Origin of the sequence: Spiroplasma endosymbiont of Megaselia nigra, from assembly GCF_003987485.1 — a bacterium.
Classification (GTDB): domain Bacteria; phylum Bacillota_I; class Bacilli_A; order Mycoplasmatales; family Mycoplasmataceae; genus Spiroplasma.
Genome location: NZ_RCOO01000115.1, coordinates 1 through 3,649 on the forward strand (window position 1 = coordinate 1; position 3,649 = coordinate 3,649).

Annotated in this window: 4 protein-coding genes; 2 read left to right on the forward strand and 2 right to left on the reverse strand. The window is 24.2% G+C overall.

The genetic code is table 4. The features are described 5' to 3' along the window. Positions 1-217: 217 nt before the first annotated feature. Both D9R21_RS04970 and D9R21_RS04975 read right to left on the reverse strand, forming a co-directional pair. A complete protein-coding gene (locus D9R21_RS04970) occupies positions 218-667 on the reverse strand; it encodes a hypothetical protein (protein ID WP_126821344.1) in 450 nt (149 codons plus the stop codon). Positions 668-927: 260 nt separating this feature from the next. Beyond that, positions 928-2,235 carry a DEAD/DEAH box helicase gene (locus D9R21_RS04975; RefSeq protein ID WP_241568782.1) on the reverse strand — a complete coding sequence of 436 codons (1,308 nt, stop codon included), beginning with the start codon at positions 2,233-2,235 and terminating at the stop codon, positions 928-930. Positions 2,236-2,602: 367 nt separating this feature from the next. Here D9R21_RS04975 and D9R21_RS04980 point away from each other — a divergent pair, with 367 nt between their 5' ends. Together D9R21_RS04980 and D9R21_RS04985 are read left to right on the forward strand one after the other, a co-directional pair. Next, the gene (locus tag D9R21_RS04980; RefSeq protein WP_126821345.1) at positions 2,603-2,818 is read left to right on the forward strand and encodes a hypothetical protein; all 216 of its coding nucleotides are present in this window, start codon (positions 2,603-2,605) and stop codon (positions 2,816-2,818) included. Positions 2,819-2,912: 94 nt separating this feature from the next. After that, positions 2,913-3,542, forward strand: coding sequence for a hypothetical protein (locus D9R21_RS04985; protein WP_126821346.1), 630 nt, complete (start codon positions 2,913-2,915; stop codon positions 3,540-3,542). Positions 3,543-3,649 lie beyond the last annotated feature (107 nt).

A 3,649-nucleotide genomic window follows, 5' to 3' on the forward strand; every position in this document is an offset into this window, starting at 1 on the left:
TTAAAAAATGAAATAAATGATATTCAAGCCGCAAAGAAAAGGATATAATAAATAAAAGTTTATAAACCTTTTTTACTAATACTTACTTTTTGGGGTGCACTCTAAAAATACTAAATTTTTTTAAAATAAATTATATTGAACATTTATTTTATTGATGTTATAATGATATTAAATAAACTGCTACACTTCATAGTACAATTTACAATATAAAATAATCTTATTTTTCTATTCCGATGTCATCTGTATCTTCAACTTGCCCTACTAATTTATTTACGGCGTCTTCTTTTTCGTGTAATAACAGATTATTAGCATCATCAAGTAATTCTTTGTATTTATTTCCTTGGTCTTTATTAACAAAAGGAACATTATCATAAATTGGTGTTTCTTGTGAACATGCTAATGTTGGTGCTACTGATTCATTAACACTTTTTTTATTTTCTGAATTTTGTCAAAAACTAGGTGTTTGATAAAGTAAGTCTATTTGTTCAAAGTATCTACTATTTATGCATGTATTTATTAACTCATTTACATCATTAAAAATCTTACTTGATATTTTATTAGTTTCAATTTTATTAAAACCAAGTTTTTTAAAAAATTTATTAATGCTTTTTTTAATTGATTTATAAGTTTTTTTTAATGCTCTTTTAATTTCTGCAGTAATTTCCATTCTGTTTTTCTTTCTTATTCAATTAAGGCAATTTATTTTAAACCATAATACTTATTTTTTAAAATCATATACGGTTTTTATTCTATAACATTTAATTTAAATTAGCAATAGACTTTAAATTTATCATACTAGTTAAAAATCAAATTATTGCTTTATATAAAATAATAATAAATAAAAAACAACTTATAAAAAGTTGATTTATTGTTTTTATTTTTTTAAAAAATAAGCAAACTTAAATTCGATTAAAACTAAAATTAGATTTATCAAATTTTTGTTTTTTTTGTTTTCATTTTTTTATTACCTTGGGTATTAAATTTCTTTTTTGCATTAGATTGGTTCTTTTTATTATCTAAATATGAATACTCATATTTAAAACTATTATTTTTTTGATTAAAAGTTGCTTTTTTATTACTAGAACTAATGTTTTTTGTTCCTTGTGGTTTTTGTTTTAAATCATATGTTGTAATATCTAATAACTCAATTTTTTTATTTTGATATGTACCCAAATGTTGAATTTCTCTTAAATCATCACGATTTGAAACAATTGATATTGCTACACCAGTAGCACCAGCACGTGCTGTTCTTCCAATCCGATGAATATAACTTTCTCGTTCTATTGGAATATCGTAATTAATAACATAATCAATATTATCAATATCAATTCCTCGTGCCGCAACATCAGTGGCAACCATAACTTGTACTTTACCATCCCGAAATAAACGCATTGCCTGCCCCCGTTCATAACGACTTTTATCACCATTAATGACACAACAAGGAATACCATTATTTGTTAACATTTCAGCAATTTTATTAGTAAAAACTTTTGTATTTGAAAAAATAATACTTCGTTTTGGTTGCAAATGTTTATATAATGCTATTAAAACATCTTCCTTATGATAAGACAATGCATTTACATATTGCTGTCTAATATTATTTTGTTCAATAACATTTTTTGTAACAACAATTTCAACAGGATTATTTTGATAGTTATTAGCAATTTCTAATACTTGTTTTGACATTGTTGCTGAAAATAATAATGTTTGATATTGTTTAGGAGCATTTTGAAATACTTTATCAAGATCATTTTTAAATCCCATTTTTAACATTTCATCAGCTTCATCTAAAACAATTGTTTTAATTTTATCTAATCGTAATGTTTTGCGATTAATATGATCAGCAATTCGTCCCGGAGTTCCCACAATAATATTACTTTTTCGTAAAGCATAAATTTGACGTTGGATATGTGAACCACCACAAATTAAGGTTGCATTTACACCTTCCAAATAAGTTGCTAATTTTCGAACCTGGTCAATTATTTGGCTCGCTAATTCATGGGTTGGGCATAAAATAATCGCTTGTGGTTGTTTTAAGTGCGTATTTAAGTTTTGTAAAATTGGCAAAATAAAAGCTACAGTTTTACCAGTTCCCGTATGACTTTTACCAATAATATCTTGATTATTAAGAGCCACTGGAATAGCTTTTTCTTGGATTTCAGTTAGGTTAGTATAACCCATTTTAACAATCATTCGCTGTAATGCTGGGTATAAATTTAATGTATTAAAATTCATTTAGTCTCCTTTAAAATTTAGTATAAATATTTTAGTTGTTTTTTTAACATTACAGCTGTTGAATTTACATATTAATATTATTTTAGATAACAGAATAAATTAAAGTTTAACAACTTATTAATTATATCTTAAAAAATTAATAAAATAAAGCATTTTTCCTAGAAATTAAAAGGAATTTTATTATAATTTTAGAATCGTTAAGACAAAACAAAAACCAACCTTAAACTACTCTCAAAATAGCGTTAAAATAGGTTTTATTGACAAAGATGAATATATTAAAATTATTGGTTATGAAATTAGTGACTTTAATTTTAAATTACAAATTCAACAAAATACCACAGTACAAGATAATAGTACAAGTTATGTTATGATTGATGAAAAAGATATTTTAATTAATGATATTTCAAAACAAAATAAAGAATTTTTAGAAACATTAGACTTAAAAATAGTCTCTATTAATGAACCTATTACTGAAGACAACAAAAATGAATGTTATATCATTGAAGAATATAAACGCCCCTATTCACCTGATGGTGTTGACATTATTAAATCTACTCATTTAGTTAAAATAACTGGATTTTAAATGAAAAAACCAAAATAGTATTCATTTAGTATTACAAAAATCATTACCCGAAGATACTGTCTTTACTGGAATTGAAATTAAATATCCTAAATCAATGTTATTTGGTAATATTAAATGTTGAGGCAATGTGAATTGTATTTATTCTTATCCATCATCAATAGTTGAAAATGCTAGCTTAGTACCTTTACTATCAATGCCGATTGAAACAAACCCTAATTTAAGAGTATTTCAATATTGATTTACAGAAAGTTTTTTACCATGAAGCATTGCTAAAAATTATATTCAGGAAAAAGATATATTAGGTTTATTAGATGTTAAAGAATTAAATATTGTTTTATTAAATTATTTAACATATCGTTATAATTATGACCGCAAATTTCAAGGTGCTAAATATGATGAAAAAGATAACCCTACAAATAAATCAGCAGAATTAAGACAAAAATTTGAAGGACAAAAACCAGAAGATGTAATTGATGGTATTTTTGAAGAATGAAAATTTAATAACCCTGCTTATTTATCTACTAGTGAAGTAAAAAGATTTAAACAAATTATCTATATGTTATCAAATTATGTATATAGTAAATATGCAATTAATAATGGTTATAATGACGATTTTAAAATAGCTGCACCTTATTATTTTGAATTAATTTCAAAACCAGTTAAAAAAGATGATGAAAAGACTGCACCCCAAAAAGTAAGTAAAATTAAAAAAGAACTTTACTAAACTTTTAGAGGAGGTGCATTTTTTAATGGCAGGAAAAGAACAAAAATTTAAAACATATACTGCAGAATTTCGAAAAAATACAGTAAAAGAAATTGAACAAACATCGC